This is a genomic window from Acuticoccus mangrovi, assembly GCF_016411865.1.
Classification (GTDB): Bacteria; Pseudomonadota; Alphaproteobacteria; order Rhizobiales; family Amorphaceae; genus Acuticoccus; species Acuticoccus mangrovi.
Map to the genome: position 1 here is coordinate 124,992 of NZ_JAEKJA010000005.1, position 19,315 is coordinate 144,306.

General features: G+C 69.1%; 16 protein-coding genes, 2 tRNA genes and 1 pseudogene. 15 read left to right on the plus strand and 4 right to left on the minus strand.

The window, feature by feature from the left end; all coding sequences use genetic code 11:
- Window positions 1-14: 14 nt before the first annotated feature.
- Window positions 15-926 carry a LysR substrate-binding domain-containing protein gene (locus JCR33_RS07260; protein WP_198881373.1) on the minus strand — a complete coding sequence of 304 codons (912 nt, stop codon included), beginning with the start codon at window positions 924-926 and terminating at the stop codon, window positions 15-17.
- Between the two features lie 405 nt (window positions 927-1,331).
- On the opposite strand from JCR33_RS07260, the gene JCR33_RS07265 reads away from it, so the two are divergent.
- From JCR33_RS07265 to JCR33_RS07275, 3 genes are all read left to right on the plus strand, one after another.
- On the plus strand, window positions 1,332-2,618 hold the full coding sequence (locus JCR33_RS07265; RefSeq protein ID WP_198881374.1) for an aromatic ring-hydroxylating oxygenase subunit alpha: 1,287 nt from the start codon (window positions 1,332-1,334) through the stop codon (window positions 2,616-2,618).
- Window positions 2,618-3,676, plus strand: a complete 1,059-nt coding sequence (locus tag JCR33_RS07270) for a hybrid-cluster NAD(P)-dependent oxidoreductase (protein ID WP_198881375.1) — start codon at window positions 2,618-2,620, stop codon at window positions 3,674-3,676. The genes JCR33_RS07265 and JCR33_RS07270 overlap by 1 nt, the downstream gene beginning before the upstream one ends.
- A gap of 69 nt (window positions 3,677-3,745) precedes the next feature.
- Window positions 3,746-5,785 carry an oxidoreductase gene (locus JCR33_RS07275; protein WP_198881524.1) on the plus strand — a complete coding sequence of 680 codons (2,040 nt, stop codon included), beginning with the start codon at window positions 3,746-3,748 and terminating at the stop codon, window positions 5,783-5,785.
- 10 nt (window positions 5,786-5,795) lie between these two features.
- Here JCR33_RS07275 and JCR33_RS07280 read toward each other — a convergent pair whose 3' ends face one another.
- A complete protein-coding gene (locus JCR33_RS07280; RefSeq protein WP_198881376.1) occupies window positions 5,796-6,701 on the minus strand; it encodes a LysR family transcriptional regulator in 906 nt (301 codons plus the stop codon).
- Between the two features lie 133 nt (window positions 6,702-6,834).
- Between JCR33_RS07280 and JCR33_RS07285 the strand changes: the two genes are divergently transcribed.
- The 9 genes and pseudogenes from JCR33_RS07285 (at window position 6,835) to atzF (ending at window position 16,029) form a co-directional block, all read left to right on the plus strand.
- Window positions 6,835-7,950, plus strand: coding sequence for a BMP family ABC transporter substrate-binding protein (locus JCR33_RS07285; protein ID WP_198881377.1), 1,116 nt, complete (start codon window positions 6,835-6,837; stop codon window positions 7,948-7,950).
- Window positions 7,951-7,962: 12 nt separating this feature from the next.
- Window positions 7,963-9,064: pseudogene (locus JCR33_RS07290) on the plus strand (ABC transporter permease).
- On the plus strand, window positions 9,061-9,981 hold the full coding sequence (locus JCR33_RS07295; protein ID WP_198881378.1) for an ABC transporter permease: 921 nt from the start codon (window positions 9,061-9,063) through the stop codon (window positions 9,979-9,981). Before JCR33_RS07290 ends, JCR33_RS07295 begins: the two are co-directional and overlap by 4 nt.
- 9 nt (window positions 9,982-9,990) lie before the next feature.
- Window positions 9,991-11,007, plus strand: coding sequence for a formamidase (locus JCR33_RS07300; protein WP_198881379.1), 1,017 nt, complete (start codon window positions 9,991-9,993; stop codon window positions 11,005-11,007).
- Complete coding sequence (gene biuH / locus JCR33_RS07305; RefSeq protein ID WP_198881380.1) at window positions 11,004-11,681, plus strand: biuret amidohydrolase; 678 nt, start codon at window positions 11,004-11,006, stop codon at window positions 11,679-11,681. Before JCR33_RS07300 ends, biuH begins: the two co-directional genes overlap by 4 nt.
- 50 nt (window positions 11,682-11,731) lie before the next feature.
- A complete protein-coding gene (locus JCR33_RS07310; RefSeq protein WP_198881525.1) occupies window positions 11,732-13,210 on the plus strand; it encodes an ABC transporter ATP-binding protein in 1,479 nt (492 codons plus the stop codon).
- Window positions 13,211-13,224: 14 nt separating this feature from the next.
- Entirely contained in the window at window positions 13,225-13,887 is a 663-nt protein-coding gene (locus tag JCR33_RS07315) for a cysteine hydrolase family protein (RefSeq protein WP_198881381.1), read from the plus strand.
- Complete coding sequence (locus JCR33_RS07320) at window positions 13,887-14,222, plus strand: cupin domain-containing protein (RefSeq protein ID WP_198881382.1); 336 nt, start codon at window positions 13,887-13,889, stop codon at window positions 14,220-14,222. The genes JCR33_RS07315 and JCR33_RS07320 overlap by 1 nt, the downstream gene beginning before the upstream one ends.
- Entirely contained in the window at window positions 14,215-16,029 is a 1,815-nt protein-coding gene (gene atzF, locus JCR33_RS07325) for an allophanate hydrolase (protein WP_198881383.1), read from the plus strand. Before JCR33_RS07320 ends, atzF begins: the two co-directional genes overlap by 8 nt.
- 323 nt (window positions 16,030-16,352) lie before the next feature.
- Here atzF and JCR33_RS07330 read toward each other — a convergent pair.
- Window positions 16,353-16,428 (minus strand) — tRNA-Thr (locus JCR33_RS07330).
- Window positions 16,429-16,542: 114 nt separating this feature from the next.
- Between JCR33_RS07330 and JCR33_RS07335 the strand changes: the two genes are divergently transcribed.
- A complete protein-coding gene (locus tag JCR33_RS07335) occupies window positions 16,543-16,908 on the plus strand; it encodes a BA14K family protein (RefSeq protein ID WP_332461143.1) in 366 nt (121 codons plus the stop codon).
- Here JCR33_RS07335 and rlmB read toward each other — a convergent pair.
- The gene (gene rlmB / locus JCR33_RS07340) at window positions 16,892-17,617 is read right to left on the minus strand and encodes a 23S rRNA (guanosine(2251)-2'-O)-methyltransferase RlmB (RefSeq protein WP_198881385.1); all 726 of its coding nucleotides are present in this window, start codon (window positions 17,615-17,617) and stop codon (window positions 16,892-16,894) included. The genes JCR33_RS07335 and rlmB overlap by 17 nt on opposite strands.
- 68 nt (window positions 17,618-17,685) lie before the next feature.
- Here rlmB and JCR33_RS07345 point away from each other — a divergent pair.
- Both JCR33_RS07345 and JCR33_RS07350 read left to right on the plus strand, forming a co-directional pair.
- Window positions 17,686-17,770, plus strand: a tRNA-Tyr gene (locus JCR33_RS07345).
- A gap of 222 nt (window positions 17,771-17,992) precedes the next feature.
- Window positions 17,993-19,306, plus strand: a complete 1,314-nt coding sequence (locus JCR33_RS07350) for a hypothetical protein (RefSeq protein WP_198881386.1) — start codon at window positions 17,993-17,995, stop codon at window positions 19,304-19,306.
- Window positions 19,307-19,315: the final 9 nt, after the last annotated feature.

Genomic DNA, 19,315 nt, shown 5'->3' on the forward strand with positions numbered 1-19,315 from the left:
TCGCCGAGGCGCCCTCAGAGGCTGGTGGCGAACGAGCGTTCGATCCAGTCGACGAAGGCGATCACCGCCGGCCGCTGCGCCTCGCGCTCGGAGACGACGAGGTGGTGGCCGTCGCCGGGCTCCACCGCCTTCTCGCCGAGCCGCACCAGGCGCCCGTCGGCGAGCGGGCGCTCCAGGAGGCGATGCCAGCCGAGGGTCACCCCCTCGCCGTTGATCGCGGCGTAGACGGCGTCGCTATAGTGGTTGAAGCGCAGCCCGCTGCGTCGCGCCGGCGGGCGGATCCCGGCGAGGCGGAACCACTCGCGCCAGGTCATCCACGTGGGCACGGCGGGATCGATGTCGATCAGCGGATAGTCGGCGAGATGGTAGAGGTCGAAGTCGGCGGGAAGGCTCGCCGCGAAGTCGGGGCTCGCCACCGGGTAGGCCATCTCGGGCTGGGACACGAGCACGGTGCCGTCGCGAAAGGGGGGCTTGCCGAACCGCAGGACGACGTCCACTTCGCCGTCGCGCAGGTCGGTGGGGGTATCCTTGGAGATCACCTTCAACTCGAGGTCCGGCCGCTCGGCCCGGAAGGCGGTGAGGTGCGGCAGCAGCCAGAAGTGGGAGAAGGCGAGGGTGGTCGCGACGGTGAGCACCTCCGGCCGCGTCGGGTTCTTCACCGTTTCGACCGCCTCGGCGATGCGCTCGAAGGACTGGCCGACGGCCTCGTAGAGCACGCGGCCCGCGTCGGTGAGCTGGATCGAGCGGTGGCCGCGCACGAAGAGGCGGGCCTTGAAGTCGTCCTCCAGTGCGCGGATCTGGCGGCTGACCGCGGCCTGGGTCACGCCGAGTTCGTCGGCGGCTCTCGTGAAGCCGCCGAGGCGGGCCGCCGCCTCGAACACGGCGAGGGCGCCGAGCGAGGGGACGATGCGCTTCAGGCTGGCCACGGCGTCACGTTCCGATGCTCACCATCACATAATCTGAGATCATACTAGCCCCGACACTTTCGTCGGATCAAATCCCGCCGAAATCGACTATGTCGCTCGCGTTTCGCGTCTCGCTTTCCCGGAGCTTGTGGCCCATCCTCTTTGATTGACGAATCGTTGAAGTCTTCAGTCCGAGACGACTTCGATCTGAAGATCCCGCCTCGTCTATATTTTGGGCAGCAAAGCAGCCGTTTGCCCGAGATCGCGTCAGAGACTTGCCGCTTTCGTGGTCGCATTTTCAGTTTGGGATGATTTCAAGTTATCCCAGACGTCAGAATTTGTGACCTTGAGCCGACAAAGTGGTTGCCGGATTGTGCGGCTGTCGGCACCGGGCGTGGTGGCCGAGTGATCAAGGGCGGCCGCGTTATGCTTCAGATCGTGCCGGACTTCCGTGGCGAGGACGTGTCCCACGACGTCATCGCCACCCTCATCAGGGACCGCAAGCCCGGTCACATGCTGCCCGCCGGCCTCTACAACCGGCGGGACGTGTTCGAGGCCGACCTCGACATGATCTTCCACCGCCACTGGATCGCCGTCGCCGTCGAGGCCGACGTGCCGGAGCCGGGCGACGTCTACGCCGTCGACATCGGCCGTTCCTCCATCCTCATCGTGCGCGACGAGGACGAGGGCATCCGCGCCTTCCACAATGTCTGCAGCCATCGCGCGGCGCGGCTGGTGCCGGCCGGCCATTCGATCGTCGGCAAGCTCGTGTGCCCCTATCACCAATGGGCCTACGACCTCACCGGCGAGCTGTTCAGCGCGCCGCACATGGGCGTCGACTTCGACATGGGGCTGCATCACCTGAAGCCGGTGGCGGTGCGCAACATCGGCGGCCTCGTCTATGTCTGCCTGTCGCAGGATCCGCCGCAGGACATCGAGACGCTCGCCGCGCTGATGAGCGAGCGCCTCGAGCCTTACGAATTGAAGGACGCCAAGGTCGCCTTCGAGACCGACATCGTCGAGAAGGGCAACTGGAAGCTCGTGATCGAGAACAACCGCGAGTGCTATCACTGCGCGGCGAACCATCCCGAGCTCTGCCTGTCGCTGTTCGCGGCGGATTTCGGCTTCGACGCGGTGGACCTCTCCCCCACGGAGCGGGCCGAGGCCGACGCGCTCGACGCCGCTTATGTGCGCGCCCGGGCGCTGTGGGACGGGGCGGGCCTCGACCATTCGGCGGTGGAGCACTGGCAGGGCCAGGCCACGAACTTTCGCACCGAGCGGCTGCTGATCGCCGGCACCGGCGAGAGCCAGACGCCCGACAGTCGCGCTGCGAGCCGCGTGCCGCTCGGCCGCATGGGCAACTCCGGCTGCGGCAACATCCACCTCTGGGGCATCAACTCGTGGAACCACGTGATGGCCGATCATGCGGTGGTCATCAACATCTTCCCCCTGTCGCCCGGCGAGACGCTGGTGCGCACCAAGTGGCTCGTCCACAAGGACGCCGTCGAGGGCGTCGACTACGACCTCGACCATCTCACCTCCGTGTGGATCGCCACCAATCAGCAGGACGCGGACCTCGTGGCGATGTCGCAGGAGGGGGTGCGCTCGGCCGGCTACACCCCCGGCCCCTACTCGGTGCACACCGAGCGCCTCGTGGACGATTGGACCACCTGGTACTGCGAGCGCATGACGCATCACGGCTACGGCGGCTGATGAACCCATTCGCCGCCCCCGCCGGGCGCGGCGCCTGGCGGCCCGACCGCTGGGGCACGCTGACCTGCCGCGCTGTCTGGGACGAGACGCACGACGTGCGCACCTTCCTGCTCGCGCCCACCGACGGGGCCCGGATCGTCTACGAGCCCGGCCAGTTCATGACGTTCCGCCTCGACCTCGGCGAGGAGGTGGTGGAGCGCAGCTACACGCTCGCCTCGTCCGCCGCCGCCGACCGCGCGGTGGCGATCACGGTGAAGCGGAAGCCCGGCGGCCTCGTCTCCGGCCACCTTCACGACACGCTGGTGCCGGGCGCCACCATCGAGGCGATGGGGCCGGCCGGGCGCTTCGGCCCGGCGCGGGCCGATGGCGACAAGTTCCTCCTCCTGTCGGCGGGGTCCGGCATCACGCCGATGCTGTCGGTGGTGCGCACCGCCGCCGATCTCGGCATCGCGCTCGACGCGGTGTTCGTGCATGCCGCCCGCAAGCCCGACGACATGATCGCCGCCCACGAGCTCGCAGCCCTCGCCCGGCGGGTGCCGAAGGTGCGCATCGTTCCCGTGGCGAGCCGGGCGAACGGCTCGTGGGCGGGCGCCAAGGGCCGTCTCGATCGCGACCGGCTCGCCGCGCTCGTGCCCGACCTTGCCGAGCGCACGGTGCTCACCTGCGGCCCCGAGGGGTTCATGGCGGCGATGCGCGCCGCCGCCGCCGAGCTCGGCGTGCCGCCGGGGCGCTATCACGAGGAATCGTTCGACTTCGGGGCGCTCGAGCAGAGCGCGCCCGTCGACGAGAGCGCGCCGGCGAAGCGCGTCACCTTCGCGAAGTCCGGCAAGTCGTTCGACTGTCCGCCGGGCATGACCATCCTCGCCGCGGCCAAGGCGGCGGGCATCGCCATGCCGTCGTCCTGCACCCGCGGCATCTGCGGCACCTGCAAGTGCCTCAAGGTGTCGGGCAAGGTGGCGATGAGCCATACCGACGCGCTGCGCCAGCGTGAGATCGACCGCGGCTTCATCCTGCCGTGCTCGAGCCGACCCGAAACCGACGTCGTCATCGACCGATAAGAACAGGGGGCGAGACCCGTGCAAACTCTTGCGGCTCCAGCGCCGGTCCGCTCCGGCCCGACCACGCTCATCAACCGCACCGACCCGCTGCTCGAACCCTATCAGTTCAAGCACCTGACATTGCGCAACCGGCTGATCTCCACCGGCCACGAGCCCGCCTACACCGAAGGCGGCCTGCCCAAGGATCGCTACCGCCTCTACCACCTCGAGAAGGCGAAGGGCGGGATCGGCCTCACGATGATTGGCGGCTCCACGGTGGTGGCGCCCGACAGCCCGCAATCCTTCGGCAACATCGAGCTCTTCCGCGACGAGTCCGTCCACTGGCTGAAGCGCCTCGCCGACGACTGCCACGACGAGGGCGCCGCGGTGATGATCCAGATCACCCACCTCGGCCGCCGCACCTACTGGTCGCGGTCGGAGTGGCTGCCCATCGTGGCACCGAGCTCGGTGCGCGAGGCCGCCCACCGCGGCTACCCGAAGGCGATGGAGGACTGGGACATCGCCCGCGTGGTGCGCGCCTATGCCGACGGGGCGGAGAAGGTCCAGGCCGCCGGCCTCGACGGCATCGAGATCACCGCCTACGGCCACCTCTTCGACCAGTTCCTGTCGCCGCTCACCAACAAGCGCGACGACGAGTATGGCGGCTCGCTGGAGAACCGCATGCGCTTCGGCTTCGAGGTGCTGAACGCGATGCGCGCGCGCGTCGGGCCCGAGATGATCCTCGGCCTCCGCCTCGTGTGCGACGAGGACGTGGAGAAGGGCATCTCGCGCGAGGAGGGGGTGGAGATCGCCCGCCGCTTCGCGACCTCGGGCCTCATCGACTTCGTCAACGTGATCCGCGGGCACCTCGACACCGAGGAGGGGCTGTCGCGCGTCATCCCGGGGATGGGCGCGCGCTCGGCCCCCCACCTCGATTTCGCCGGCGAGGTGCGCTCGCAGATCAAGATCACCACGATGCACGCGGCGCGCATCCAGGACGTCGCGACGGCGCGCCATGCGGTCGAAAGCGGCAAGCTCGACCTCGTCGGGATGACGCGCGCCCACATCGCCGACCCGCACATCGTGCGCAAGATCGCGGCCGGGGTGGAGGAGACCATTCGCCCCTGCGTCGGCATGGGCTACTGCATCGATTCCATCTACAACGGCGAAGCCTCCTGCGTGCACAATGCGGCGACGGGGCGTGAGGCGAAGATGCCCCACGTGATCCCCCGCAGCGAGGGGCCGCAGAAGCGCGTGGTCGTCGTGGGGGCGGGGCCGGCGGGGCTCGAGGCGGCCCGCGTCGCCGCCGAGCGCGGCCACCAGGTGGTGGTGTTCGAGGCGGCGGACGAGCCGGGTGGTCAGATCCGCCTCACCGCCTCGCTCAAGCGGCGGCGCGAGATCATGGGCATCATCGACTGGCGCATCGCCGAGTGCGAGCGGCTCGGGGTGGAGATCCGCCTCAACACCTACGCCGAGGCGGACGACGTCCTCGCCGAAGCGCCCGACGTGGTGGTGATCGCGACCGGCGGCATGCCCGACACCTCCTTTCTTGCCGAGGGGGAGGCCCTCGCCACCTCCTCGTGGGACATCCTGTCGGGCGCGGTGAAGCCGGCGCGCGAGGTGATCCTCTTCGACGACAACGGCGCTCATCCGGGGCCGACGGCGGCGGAATTTCTCGCCGAGGCCGGCTCCAAGGTGGAGATCGTCACGCCCGAGCGCATCCTCGCTCCCGAAGTGGGCGGCACCTCCTTCCCGCCCTACTTCGCGAAGTTCTCCGAGCACGACGTCAAGATCACGCTCAACCTGCGCCTCACGGCGATCCGCCGATCCGGCAACCGCCTCATCGCCGAGTTCTTCGACGAGTACGGGCGGCGTACCGTGACGCGCGAGGTCGACCAGGTGGTGTACGAGACCGGCACGCAGCCCCTCGACGACGTCTATTTCGCCCTGAAGGAGGGCTCCACCAACCGGGGCGAGGTGGACATCGAGGCGCTGATCGCCGGTCGGCCGCAGCACGTCGTGACCAACCCGGAGGGCGGCTACGTGCTGTGGCGCGTCGGCGACGCGATCGCCTCGCGCAACATCCACGCCGCGATCTACGACGCACTGCGCCTCGTGAAAGACGTCTGAGGCGTCCCGTTCAGACGCACTCGAAGCGTTCGGAGAAGGCGCGAGCGAGCTGATCGGCGAAGCTCGCCGGGGCGATCGGCAGGGCGCGGCCGCGCAGCTGGCCCATGTAGAGGAGGCCGGAGGGCATGTCGCGCTCATCGAGCGGCCGGCTGACCTCGTTGAAGGTGGGGTTTTCCTCGAGCCCGATCGGGATCTGGAAGGAGACGAGCGGCGAGGCGTGGGCGAAGCCGCGCAGGAACTCGAAGGAATCCGATTCGAGCGCCACGTTCATCTCCAGCGAGGAGCGCCGCAAGGCGAGCTCCAGAAGGTGGCGCACGCCGTAGTCCTGGGTCGGCACGGCGACGGGAAAGCGCAGACAGTCGCGCAACCGCACCGGGCCTTCGCCGGCGAGCGGGTGGTTGCGCGCGACCACCGCGTGCACCGTCTGGCGCACCGTGAGGAGGGTGTGGAACTCCGACAGGCGCACCGGCTCGAACACGATGGCGATGTCGGCGTCGTGGGCGACGAGGGCGGCCTCGGCGGCGGCCCGGTCGCGACGCATCACCTGGAAGGTGACGGCGGGCTGGTTCGCCCGGTAGTGGGCAATCTGCTCGGGCAGGAAGTGGGGCAGGAGCGCCTGGCTGCAGGCGATCGACACGTGACCGCGCCTGAGGCCCGAAAGGTCGGCGATGCGCGACTTCACCCGCTCCATGTCGGTGAGCTGCTCGCGCACGTGCTGGATCAGGATCTCGCCGGCCGTGGAGAGGCGCACGCCGTTGGCGAGGCGCTCGAAGATCGGCACGCCGAGATCCTCCTCCAGCGCCAGGATGCGCCGGTTGAGGGCGGTGGAGGTGATCGCGAGCGTTTCGGCGGCCTTGCGGATCGACCCGGCGCGGGCGACGGCATCGACATAGCGCAGCGTCTGCAGATGGCGCATGGCGGCTCCGGGGTGCGATGGGGGAGCGTGCTGCAATCTGTGCAGCACTTCGGTGCAACATTAGCAGAAGACGGCAGCGCCGAGGTGGTCAACACTCTTTCCACCCCATTCAGCGTGCCCGGAGAGACCCACCATGTCGTCGTTCCTGCGCCCCACCCGCCGCCGCTTCCTGCAAACGACCGCCGGCCTCGCCGGGACCCTTGCGCTGGGCTCGTTCCCGGCCCGTGCCGCCGGCCTGACGGTCGGCTTCATCTATGTCGGCCCGAAGGATGATTTCGGCTACAACCAGGCCCACGCCGAGGGCGCCGCCGCCGTCAAGGAAATCCCCGGCGTGACGGTGGTCGAGGAAGAAAACGTCCCCGAGACGGTGGACGTGCAGAACTCCATGAAGTCGATGATCGAGTTCGACGGGGCGACGCTCCTGTTCCCGACTTCGTTCGGCTATTTCGACCCGCACATCCTGAAGGTCGCCGGAGAATATCCCGACGTCCGCTTCGAGCATTGCGGCGGCCTGTGGCAGGCGGACAAGCATCCGTCCAATGTCGGGTCCTATTTCGGCTATATCGGCATGGGCCAATACCTCAACGGCATCGCCGCGGGGCACGCCACCAAGTCGAAGAAGATCGGCTTCGTGGCGGCCAAGCCCATCCCCCAGGTGCTCCTCAACGTGAACTCCTTCCTCCTCGGCGCCCGCGCCGTGGACCCCGAGATCACCTGCCAGGTGATCTTCACCGGCGAGTGGTCGCTGGCGGTGAAGGAGGCCGAGGCCGTCAACGCCCTCGCCGACCAGGGTGCCGACGTCATCACCTGCCACGTCGACGGCCCCAAGGTGGTGATGGAGACCGCCGCCGGCCGTGACTGCTTCATCTGCGGCTACCACGCCGACCAGTCCTCGCTGGCGCCCGACAAATACCTCACCGGCGCGGAGTGGAACTGGGCCAAGGTCTACTCCGACATGGTGGAGAAGACCCTCGCCGAAGAGCCCATCGACAACTTCGTTCGCGGCGGCCTCGCCGAGGGCTTCGTGAAGATGAGCCCGCTCGGCACCGCCAACTCCGAGGCCGCGATCAAGCAGTTCGACGCCACCAAGGCCGAGATCATGAAGGGCGGTTTCGCGGTGATCAAAGGCCCCTTGAAGGACAACAAGGGCAACGTGGTCGCCACCGAGGGTCAGGCGTTCGAGGAGACCGACGTCTCGCTCGAAAGCATGAACTACCTCGTCGAAGGCGTCATCGGCTCCACCTCCTAAAGGCCGCCGAGGATGACCGCCTCCGCCGTCGCCGCCGAAAAGGCGCCGCCCGTGTTCCTCGCCGCCCTCGCGCGGCGGGCCGAGGCGGTGCTGATCCCCGTGGGCGCGCTGATCGCCGGGCTTCTGGTATTCAGCCTGTTCCTGATCGCCATCGGCAAGTCGCCGGCGGACTTCTATCAGCTGGTCATCCGGGCGGGCTTCGGCACGCCCTTCTCATGGCAGAACACGCTGTCGCGCGCCGCGCCCCTTCTGCTGGCGGCGCTGTGTGTGGCGCTGCCGGCGCGCCTCGGCCTCGTCATCATCGGCGGGGAGGGGGCGATCGTTCTGGGCGGCGTCGCGGCCGGCGCCGTCGGGGTGTGGTTCTCCGGCCTGCCGGGGCTCGTCGGCATTCCGACGATGATGGTCGCGTCGATGGTGGCGGGGGGGCGTGTGGATCGGCGCCGTCGGCTGGCTGCGCTATCGCCGCGGCGTCAACGAGACCATCGCGAGCCTTCTGATGGCCTATATCGCCATCGCCCTGATGAACCACCTCGTCGAAGGCCCGCTCCGGGACCCCGCGAGCCTCAACAAACCCTCCACCGCGCCGCTCGACGCGGCCTTCCGGATCGGGGATCTGCCGTTCTTTCCCGTCCACTGGGGGCTTGCGGCGGGGGTCGTCGCCTGCGTGATCGCCTTCGTGCTGATCGACCGGACGGTGTGGGGGTTCTCCGCCCGCATCGCCGGCGGCAACGTGCGGGCGGCCGAAGTGCAGGGGCTGCCGGTCGGGCGGCTCATCGTGGGGTTCACGGCGCTCGGCGGTGCGTTCGCGGGGCTTGCGGGCATGTTCGAGGTGACGGCGGTTCTGGGCTCGGCCAACGGCTCGCTGGTGGCGGGCTACGGCTACACCGGGATCCTCATCGCCTTCGTGGCGCGGCACAATCCGCTCGCCATCATCCCCGTCGCGGTGCTGCTCGCGGGCTTCGAAGCCTCCTCCGGCCTCATCCAGCGGCGCATGGGGCTCCCCGACGCCACCGTCCTCGTTCTCGAAGGCATCGTGCTCGTTGCGATCCTCGCCTCCGAGACGCTCTATGGCCGCTTCAAGATCTTCGCCCCCGAACGCTGGAGCCGCACATGACCGATCTCGGCCTCTGGGGCGTGCCGCTCGCCGTCGTCGGCGGGGCGATCCGCGTCTCGACCCCCTTCCTCCTCGTCAGCCTCGGGGAGTGCCTGACGGAGCGCTCGGGCCGCATCAATCTCGGCCTCGAGGGCACGCTCGTGTTCGGCGCGATGTCGGGCTACGCCGTCGCCTACCTCACCGGGTCGGCGTGGGCGGGCGTCGGGGCGGCGGCGGTCTCGGGCGTCCTCTTCGGGCTTTTGCACGGGGCGCTGTGCTCTTTGCCGAGGGTGAACGACATCGCCATCGGCATCGCCTTGATGCTGCTCGGCATGGGGCTCGCCTTCTTTTTCGGCAAACCCTACATCCAGCCCGTCGCGCCGGACCTGCCGGCGATCAATTTCGGCGCCTGGTCGGATTCTCCCCAGGTGCAGGCGGCGCTGCGCGTCAACGTGCTCTTCATCCTCGGCGCCGTCCTCGCCCTCGTGATGGCGTGGATGTTCAAGGCGACGCGCATCGGCCTCGTCATCCGCGTCGTCGGCGACAGCACCGACGCCGCCCGCGCCCTCGGCCTCCATGCCGGGAGGGTGCGGCTTCTGTCGACGGCGGCTGGCGGGGCGCTCGCGGGCGTCGGCGGGGCGTATCTGTCGCTCTATTATCCGGGGAGTTGGAACGAGGGGATCTCGTCGGGCCAGGGGCTGATGGCCGTCGCCCTCGTGATCTTCGCCAGGTGGAGCCCGATCAACTGCTTCTTCGCCGCCCTCCTCTTCGGCGGGGCGGGGGCGCTCGGCCCCGCGCTCCAGTCCGTCGGCGTCACCGAGGGCTACTACCTCTTCTACGCCGCGCCCTACGTGCTGACGCTGGCGCTCCTCATCGCCACCTCCTCGCCGAACCGGGCCCTCTCCGGCGCCCCCGGCGAGCTCTCGATCACCAAATAGGAGACGGTCATGAACGGTCTCGGCGGACTGAACAAATCCGAGAACGGCGTCGTGATCGGCCTCGTTCAACTGAAGCTCCCCGTCGTCGACACGCCCGAGCAGCTCGCCGCGCAAAAGGATCGCATCGTCGAGATGGTCGGCAAGGCGCGTCGCAACATGGCGACGATGGACCTCGTCGTGTTCCCCGAATATTCGCTCCACGGCCTGTCGATGAACACCGACCCCGCGCTGATGGTCTCGATGGACGGGCCCGAGGTGGCCGCCTTCAAGGCCGCCTGCGTGGAGCACAAAATTTGGGGCTGCTTCTCGATCATGGAGAAGAACCCCGGCGGCAACCCCTACAACACCGGCATCGTCATCGACGACGAGGGCGAGGTGAAGCTCTACTACCGCAAGCTCCACCCCTGGGTGCCGGTGGAGCCGTGGGAGCCGGGCGACATGGGCATCCCCGTGATCGACGGTCCCAAGGGCGCCAAGCTCGCCCTCATCATCTGCCACGACGGGATGTTCCCCGAGATGGCGCGCGAGTGCGCCTACAAGGGTGCCGAGATCATGCTGCGCACGGCGGGCTACACCGCGCCCATCCGCGAGAGCTGGCGCTTCACCAACCAGGCCAATTCGTTCCAGAACCTGATGGTGACGGCGAACGTGTGCATGTGCGGCTCCGACGGCACGTTCGATTCCATGGGCGAGGGGATGATCGTGAATTTCGACGGCTCGGTGATCGCCCACGGCACCACCGGCCGCGCCGACGAGATCATCACCGCCGAGGTGCGGCCCGACCTCGTGCGCGAGGCACGGCTCGGCTGGGGCGTCGAGAACAACATCTACCAGCTCGGCCACCGCGGCTACGTGGCGGTGAAGGGCGGGGCGCGGGACTGCCCCTACACCTTCATGCGGGACATGGTCGCCGAACAATATCGCCTGCCCTGGGAAGACGCGGTGAAAGTCACCGACGGCACCCCCTGCGGCTTCGAGGCGCCCACCCGCCTTTATGGCGAAACGCTGCCGGAGGCGGCCGAATGACGACGATCGAGTCGACACCCTATCCCTGGCCGTGGAACGGGGATTTGCGCCCCGACAACACCGCCCTCATCATCATCGACATGCAGACCGATTTCTGCGGCAAGGGTGGCTATGTGGACACGATGGGCTACGACCTGTCGCTGACCCGCGCCCCGATCGAGCCCATCAAGACGGTGCTCGAGGCGATGCGCGCGAAGGGCTACACCATCATCCACACCCGCGAAGGGCACCGGCCGGACCTGTCGGACCTTCCCGCCAACAAGCGCTGGCGCTCCCAGCGCATCGGGGCGGGGATCGGCGATCCCGGCCCCTGCGGCAAGATCCTGGTGCGCGGGGAACCGGGGTGGGACATCATCCCCGAGCTCGCCCCCCTCGAGGGCGAACCCATCATCGACAAGCCCGGCAAGGGCTCGTTCTGCGCGACGGATCTCGAACTGATCCTGCGCCTGCGCGGCATCGACAACATCGTGCTGACCGGGATCACCACGGACGTGTGCGTCCACACCACCATGCGCGAGGCCAACGACCGCGGCTTCGAGTGCGTGATCCTGCAGGATTGCTGCGGCGCCACCGACAAGTCGAACCACGACGCGGCCATGCACATGGTGAAGATGCAGGGCGGCGTTTTTGGCGCGGTGTCCGATTCCGCCTCCCTCGTGGCGGCACTGCCGTGACGGTCCCCGGCCGCACCGACAAGGGTGCCCTCGGCGTCGAGACCGTCGGCATGACGATGCGCTTCGGCGCGTTCACCGCCCTCGACGACGTGTCGATCGCGGTGCGGCCGGGCACTTTTCATGCGCTGCTCGGCGAGAACGGCGCCGGCAAATCGACCCTCGTGAAGTGCATCATGGGGTTCTATCAGGCGACCTCCGGCCAGCTCATGGTGGCGGGCACCGAGGCCACCGTGCCCGACCCGCGCACCGCCCATTCCCTCGGGCTCGGCATGGTCTACCAGCACTTCACCCTCGTTCCCTCGCTGACGGCGGCGGAAAACCTCGTCATCAGCCGCGAGGATCCGCCCGCCGTCATCGACTGGCGCAAGGAGCGCGAGGTGCTGAACGCCTTCATGGAGACGATGCCCTTCAAGGTGCCCTTGAACGAGCCCGTCGGCCGGCTCGCGGCGGGCGAAAAGCAGAAGCTCGAAATCCTCAAGCAGCTCCACCTCGGCCGCAAATTCCTGATCCTCGACGAGCCCACCTCCGTCCTCACCCCCGGCGAGGCCGACGAGGTCTTGGGCCTCGTCCGCCGCCTCACCGAAAAGGGCGAGATCACCGTCCTGATGATCACCCACAAATTCCGCGAGGTGACAGCCTTCGCCGACGAGGTGTCCGTCCTGCGCCGCGGCCGCTACGCCGGCGGCGGCAAGGTGGCGGACCTCACCCATGCCGACATGGCCGCGATGATGGTGGGCACCGAGAGCGCCGCCACCCCCTCCGCCCGCACCGGCGAGGCGGGGGAGGTGGTGCTGTCGCTCGACCACATCCGCGCCCGCGACCGGTCCGGCCGCGGCGCCATCGCCATCGAGGACCTCAAGGTGCGTGCCGGCGAGATCGTCGGCATCGCGGGGGTGTCGGGCAACGGCCAGATGGAGCTGATGGAGATCCTCACCGGCCAGCGCCCTTGCGAAAAAGGCACGGTGACGGTGGAGGGCGCGCCCTACCACGCCACCCGCGCCGAGGCCCGCGAGCACGGCGTGCGCTATCTCCCCGAGGAGCCTCTGCGCAACGCCTGCGCGCCGCGCATGTCGGTGGCGGAAAACATCGGCTTCCGCACCTTCGACCTCGACGGCAAGGGCGAGCCTCGCTTCTGGCTGAACACCGGCCGCATGAAGAAGGCCGCCACCGACCTCGTCGCCGCCTTCAAGGTCAAGACCTCGTCCATCGAGGCGCCCATCGCGTCGCTCTCGGGCGGCAACGTGCAGCGCGCGGTGCTGTCGCGCGAGCTGACGGGGGAGGTGGATCTCCTCATCGTCGCGAACCCCTGTTTCGGCCTCGATTTTTCCGCTGTCGCCGAGATCCGCGCCCGCATCGTGGCCGCCCGCAACAAGGGCGCGGCCGTGCTCCTCATCTCCGAAGACCTCGACGAGGTGATGGAGCTGTCGGACCGCATCCTCGTGATGTCCGAGGGCCGCATCGCCTTCGAGACGCCGGCCGCCACCGCCGACGTTGCCGAGATCGGCCGCCACATGGCGGGTCACGCGTGATGGGCGGGCCGCGCATGACGAGGATCGCCACCGAGCCCTTTCCCCTGGATGTGCACCACCATGCCGTCGGCCTCGTGGTGATCGACATGCAGCGCGACTTCATCGAGGCGGGGGGCTTCGGTGCCTCGCTCGGCAACGACGTGTCGCTGCTCCAGGCGATCGTGCCCACCGTGGCGCGGCTCATCGAAGGCTTCCGCGCCGCCGGTTTGCCGGTGATCCACACCCGCGAGTGCCATGCACCGGACCTTGGTGACTGTCCGCCGGCAAAGCGCCTGCGCGGATCGCCGACGCTCCGGATCGGCGACGAGGGACCCATGGGGCGCGTCCTCATCGCCGGCGAGCCCGGCGCGGAGATCGTGCCAGAGCTCGCCCCCGCGCCGGGCGAGACGGTGATCGACAAGCCCGGTAAGGGCGCCTTCTACGCCACCCCCTTCGGCGAGACTTTGGAGCGGCTCGGCCTCACCCAGCTCGTCTTCGCGGGGGTGACGACGGAGGTGTGCGTTCAGACCACCATGCGCGAGGCGAACGACCGGGGCTACGAATGCCTCCTCGCGACCGACGCCACCGAAAGCTACTTCCCCGCCTTCAAGGCCGCCGCCATCGAGATGATCCGCGCCCAGGGCGCCATCGTCGGCTGGACGGCGACCACCGACGACATCCTCAAGGCTCTTTCCTGATGCACCCCGCGACCTTCACGATCCTTTCAGGCGGCTGGCACGACGCCGCCTTCGTCCCCATGCGCGAGGGGGTGGAGATTGCGACCCTCGTCGCGGGGGAGCCCGCGGTCGCGCTGCTGCGCTACGCTCCCGGCGCCTCCGTGCCCCGCCATCGCCACACCGGCATGGAGACGATCCTCGTGCTCGAAGGGTCCCAGTCGGACGACAGCGGCCGCTACGGGACCGGGGCGCTCGTGATCAATCCCGAAGGCTCGATCCACCGGGTATGGTCCGAGGACGGCTGCGTCGTGCTCATCCAGTGGACGCGGCCGGTGGAAATGCTGGAAAATGAGTGAGACGACCGTGGACACCTTGAGCTTCGACGCCGCCAGCCTCGCGACCGCCTATGCCGGGGGTCTCGCCCCCGCCGACGTGATCCGCGAGGTCTACCGTCGCATCGCCGCCGCCGGCGACCCCGGCATCTTCCTCCATCTCGTGCCGGAGGAGGTCGCCGTTGCCGAAGCCGAAGCGCTGGGCGCCTATGATCCGGCCGTTCCGCTTTGGGGCCTACCCTTCGCCATCAAGGACAATATCGACCTCGCCGGGTCGCCGACCACCGCCGCCTGTCCCGCCTTCGCCTATACGGCGGAGCGGGACGCGGTGGTGGTGGCCGCGCTGCGGGTCGCCGGTGCGATCCCCATCGGCAAGACCAATCTCGACCAGTTCGCCACCGGGCTCGTCGGCGTGCGCACGCCCTATCCGGTGCCGAAGAACGCGCTCGATCCGGCCTTGCCGCCGGGCGGGTCGAGCTCGGGCTCGGCCGTCGCCGTGGCGCGCGGCCTCGTGACCTTCGCGCTCGGCACCGACACGGCGGGCTCGGGACGCGTGCCGGCCTTCCTCAACAACATCGTCGGGCTGAAGCCCACCCTCGGCTCGCTCTCGGCCGGCGGTATGGTGCCCGCCTGCCGGACGCTTGATACCATCTCCGTCTTCGCCGGGACGGTGGAGGACGCCTACGCCGTGACGCGGGTCGCCGCCGTCTTCGATCCCGACGACGCCTACGCCCGGCCCGTCCCGATGCCGGCACTCGGCGCCCGGCCCCCCAAGGTGCGTCTCGGCGTGCCCGACGCCGCCACCCTCGACGTCGGCGGCGACACCGACCAGAAGGCCGCCTTCGAGGCCGCCCTCGACCGGCTGCGGGGCCTCGGCGCGGAGATCGTGCCGCTCGACTTCACCGCCCTCTTCGAGACCGCCAAGCTCGTCTATGGTGGGCCGTGGGTCGCCGAGCGCTACGCCGCCATCGCGGAGGTGATCGCCGAGCGGCCGGAGGTGCTGCATCCGGTGACGCGGAAGGTCATCGGCGCCGCCGAGACGATGAGCGCGGCCGACGCCTTCCGCGGCCTCTATCACCTCAAAGCGCTGAAGCGGCTGACCGATCCGTTGATCGCCTCGGTCGACGCCCTGGTGGTGCCGACGATCCCGACGCTCGCGACGGTCGCCGACCTCGAGGCCGACCCGATCGGCCCGAACTCGATGTTCGGCACCTACACCAACTTCGTGAACCTCCTCGATCTCTGCGCCATCGCCGTTCCGGCCGGCAAGCGGGGCGACGGCCACGCGTTCGGCGTCTGCTTCGTGGCGCCCGCGGGCAAGGACGGCTTCCTCGCGAGCCTCGCCGGCCCGCTCCACCGCCTCACCACGGCCGAGATCGGGGCGACGGGCCATCCCGTACCGCCGGCGCCCGAGCCCGCGGCGGCGGCGCCCGGGCCCGACGAGCTCGCCATTGCGGTGGTCGGCGCGCACATGTCGGGGCTGCCGCTCAACCGCGAGCTTTCGGGGCGGGGGGGCCGGTTCCTGTTCGCCGCCGAGACCGCGCCCGTCTACCGCTTCTACCGGCTCGCCGGCGGGCCACCGATGCGCCCGGGGCTCGTGCGGGTGGGCGAGGGGGGCGCGACGATCGCGCTCGAGGTGTGGGCGTTGCCGCGCGCGGCGATGGGCGATTTCATCTCCGGCGTTCCCTCGCCGCTCTCGATCGGAACATTGCAGCTCGCCGATGGCACGGCCGTGCTCGGTTTCCTGTGCGAATCGGCCGGCCTCGACGGCGCGCAGGACATCTCCGCCCACGGCGGTTGGCGCCCCTTCCTCGCGGCCGAGGCCAGCTGACGCCCGGGCGTGGCCGAGGCGCTCCCCAACACGGCACCCCGGCCACTCCGTCGCGCTCAAAGCAGGTGCCGCGTCCGAACGGGCCGACCACGCGCTCGAGTAGGCCGGCGGCCAGCAGCACCACCCACACGGGTCGCCCGTGCGCTCAAGTAAGGCGGAGGCCGGTAGCGCCACCTATGGGTCGCCGGTGCGCTCAAGTAGGCCGGGGGTCGGTAGCGCCACCCATGGGTTGCCGGTGCGCTCAAGCAGGCCGGAGGCCGGTAGCGCCACAAACGGGTCGGTCGCGCGCTCAGGTAGGCCGGAGGCCGGTAGCGCCACCAAGATGGTGCCGGCTGAGGGACTCGAACCCCCGACCCCCTGATTACAAATCAGATGCTCTACCAACTGAGCTAAGCCGGCTTCGAGTGAGGCTTATCGGTCGCAGGTGGTGCCCCGTCAACGCCGCGATCGTTGCTTTGTGTGACGAAATGGGTGAGTTTTTGCCACACGGTCTCGGAGGATCTTATGTTGAGGGTGATCGCCCCCGTCGCATCGGCACTTGCCGCACTGGCCATGATGGCGGCCGCATCCACGGCGTTCGGGGCGGACCTGTCCTACCGGTCCGGCAGCTACGCCTACCGCCACGTGCCGGGCTATTTCGGCAAGGGCGAGCCGTGGGCCACCATGGACGAGCGCCCGCCGCGCAAGGGCGAATGGTTCTACACCGAGCCCTTGACCCCGGCGGTGAACTTCCTCGTGCCGCTCGGTCAGCGGTGGCGCTACCAGAAGCCCGCGCCCTGGACGCCCGCCTGGTACAGCTACTGCGCCTCCCGCTGGCCGAGCTTCAACCCGCGCACCGGCACCATCAAGACGCCGGACGGCGTCAGGATGTGTCTCTGACGCGCGTCAGGTTGCGGCTCGCCACGTAGAGGGTGATCGCCGCCGCGTTCGACACGTTGAGCGAGGCGAGCGCCCCCGGCACCTCGATCGCCGCCACCGTGTCGCAGGCGGCGCGCACGCCCTGACGCACGCCCTTGCCCTCGGCTCCGAGGACGAAGGCCCATTTGGGCGCGGGCTCCAGCCTTTCGAGCGGTTCCGCCGCCTCGCTGTCGAGCGCGGCGACGCGGAAGCCGTAGCCGCGCAGCTCCTCCACGGCGCGCGTCAGGTTCGTCACCGTCACCACGTCGACGAGGTCGAGGGCGCCCGAGGCGGCCTTTGCGAGCGCGCCCGTCTCGGACGCGCTGTGCCGGCGCGTCATCACCACCGCGTCGGCGCGGAAGGCGGCGGCGGAGCGCAGGATGGCGCCGACATTGTGCGGGTCAGTGATGTGATCGAGGAGAAGCACGGTGCTCGCGTCGGCGAGCGCGTCGAGCGGCGTGGTGGGCAGCGGCGACACCTCGATGGCGACGCCCTGATGCACGACGTCGCCGAGGAGGCGGCCGAGGGCGCGCACGTCGACGGTCTCGGCGGCGATGTTCGTCGGCAGCGGATCGAGACGGCGCATGGCGTTCGTCGTCGCGAGCATGCGATGCACCGTGCGTCGTGGATTGTCGAGCGCCGCGCGCACCGCGTGCATGCCGAACAGCCAGTAGGGTTCATTCTCGTCCATGGGAGAAACGTGCCATTCCGATTTGACTTCGCCGAACATGGACACTATCACGCCGCAGCAAGGCGCACGGAGGGGTGCCCGAGTGGCTAAAGGGGGCGGACTGTAAATCCGCTGGCTATGCCTACGTTGGTTCGAATCCAACCCCCTCCACCATTCCGCGATCCTCCAATCTCTGAACATTCCCTCGACGGCGCCGCGATCCTCGTCGCACGAATCGCGGCGATGGTGCGGTGTTCCGCACCGTTCGATTGGTGGCCGACGCACCTGTTCTTTCGGCATGCATGTATATGATCGGACAATACCGAGAGCGCGCATGCAACTCGCGTCATAAGGATAGTTGAAGCCGGTTCCAGAATTGTGGAACATGGCGAAACTATGACGATGGTGCGCCTCGCCTTCCGGCTCTTCGTCGTCGTCGTGCTCGCCCGTGCCGTGATCGGCGCTCATGATGCAGGAGCAGCGGAGATCGACGTGTGGCGGGACGGCGATACGGTCACGTTCGTCACCATCATCGGGACCCTCGATCGCGGCGACGAGGTCCGCTTCCGCAGTGCGATCGCCGGACTGCGCCAGACGATCGTCTCGATGCATAGCCCGGGCGGGAACCTCATTACCGGGCTCGAGATCGGCAAGACCATCCGGTTGCGCGGGTTCGCGACGGCCGTCATCGATGGCGCCATGTGCGTGTCGGCCTGTGCGCTCGCCTGGCTCGGTGGGCAGACCCGTCTAATGGGTCCAACGGCGTTCATCGGCTTTCATGCCGCCTCCATCGATGTAGGCGGGATCCGGCGGGAAACCGGGGTCGGCAACGCACTCGTCGGTGCCTATCTCACCAATCTGGGCCTATCGGAGATGGCGGTGTACCGCCTCACCGAGGCGCCACCTGACGACGAGTTCGCGCTGACGCCGGAGATCGCCGCCGATCTCGGGATCGACGTGGTCGTGCTGCCGCCGGCTGGCGAGGAGGGTGGCGGCCAACCGCCGCAAGCGCCGATGCTGCCGCAGGCGGCCGTCGATTTCGTGCGGCGCCACATGGTGGTGGGAACGAGGCTCGGGGCGCAGGACGCCGGGCAGTCGGCGCAGGCCGCCTACGACGACGTGGTGGATTACTACGGCAGCAAGGCCATCTCGCGCGACGAGGTCGTCGCCAGCGTCGTGCACTACGCGATGCGCTACCCGCGGCGCAGCATCGACATCGTGACCATCGAAGATGCGCGCTGTGACGGGGCGGTCTGCGCCGTCTCCGGCATCGCCGATTTCGGCGCGGAGGCGCCGGAGCGTAACGTGCGCTCCACCGGGCGCATCCGGTTCCGGTTCGGGCTGCGGCATGTCGGCAGCGGCACGTTTCGGATCATGGTGGAGGAGCAGGAGGTGCTGAGCCGCCGCTCCGAACCCATCGATACGAGGCTCGAACGGCGCGTGCGGGCGATCCAGGCCCATCTGGCGCGGCTCGGGTGCGATCCCGGACCCGTCGACGGCATCTGGGGGCAGAGGTCGCGGCAGGCGGCGGTGCGGTTCCGGCAGGCCACGCGCAGCGCGATCTCGGTGGACGGCCCCACGACCGCGCTGCTGAAGGAGCTCGACGCGGCGACGTTTCCCGTCTGCCAGAACCCGCGCTACCGGTTTCAGGACCCGGTGAGCCGCGTGCGGCCGCGGCCGCTGGACGAGGCGCGCAGCCGGACGCCTTGAGCCGAGGGC